This window comes from Zoogloea ramigera, assembly GCF_006539865.1.
GTDB classification, from domain to species: domain Bacteria; phylum Pseudomonadota; class Gammaproteobacteria; order Burkholderiales; family Rhodocyclaceae; genus Zoogloea; species Zoogloea ramigera.
This window is the reverse complement of sequence record NZ_BJNV01000179.1, coordinates 1-975: the sequence shown is the minus strand read 5'-3', so window position 1 is coordinate 975 and position 975 is coordinate 1. Positions and strand designations below refer to the sequence as shown.

The 975-nt window shown below is 60.6% G+C and carries 1 protein-coding gene; it reads right to left on the bottom strand.

From position 1 onward, the window contains the following. A partial coding sequence (locus ZRA01_RS20325) for an IS1595 family transposase (protein WP_141355188.1) occupies positions 1-922 on the bottom strand: 922 nt, incomplete at its 3' end. Positions 923-975 lie beyond the last annotated feature (53 nt).

Sequence of the window (975 nt, the reverse complement as noted above, 5' to 3'; positions counted from 1 at the left end):
GTTGGGTATGCGGCCCACAGTTGGCGGTTGCGACGATCAGGCGCGTATGTAGCGTGCTGAGATCGAACCGGCGGTTGAATCGATAAGCAAAAGCCGCGAGGTACGGGCCTGCGTACTTTCGGAAAGCGAATGCGTGGTAACTCCCGCTCAGGCTGGTCTTGAGGTTACCCAGCACGGTGTTGATCCACTTGAATTCGGGTAGATCCTTGGGCTTTCGCGCGCCAATGACGGTGGGTCGATGCGTGCATTCGGCCTCTTTGACGGCGGTAAAGCAAGACAGCCCGTCGGAAAACACGGTACACCCCGGCGCCAGGCTGGACTGGGCCCACTGCTTGATGGCCTTGAGGGTGAAGCCGGAGACGGGGGTGAGTTTAATTCGCAGCGGATGGCCCTCATCGGTGAGCGAGACGGCGGCAACGAACGAAACTTTATTCTCCGAGCCTCGACCGGCGGTTCCGCCGCTACGCTCGCCGCCCAGGTAGGCATCGTCGACGTGGACCTGGCCTTCGAGAACATACCGCGCCTCGCGTTGTGCCATCGCGCACATCAACTTGTGGTGGATCAACCAGGCCGTCGGGTAGCTCACCCCCAGTTGTCGCATGAGCGCGAGCGCCGACAGCCCAGTCTTGGCTTGGCTGATGAGGTAGATCGCGAGAAACCAGACGGTCAGGGGCAGTTTGGTGCTCTGCATGACGGTGCCGGCGATCAGCGAGGTCTGATGCCGACAGGCTTGGCACTGAAAAAGCGAATGGGTTCGCCCGCGCACCCTGCTGTAGGCGGCCCCATCACAGCGGGGGCAACGAAACCCGGACGGCCAGCGCGCATGCTCCAGTGCCGCCTCGCACTGAGATTCGGTCCCGTAGCGCTCAAGGAATACAGGCATCGAAAGACCGGGCTGAAACTGAATTCGATTCATTGCCATGGCTCCACCTCACCTCAGATAGGCTGTTCTTATGTACAGCATAGCTCGTGAAG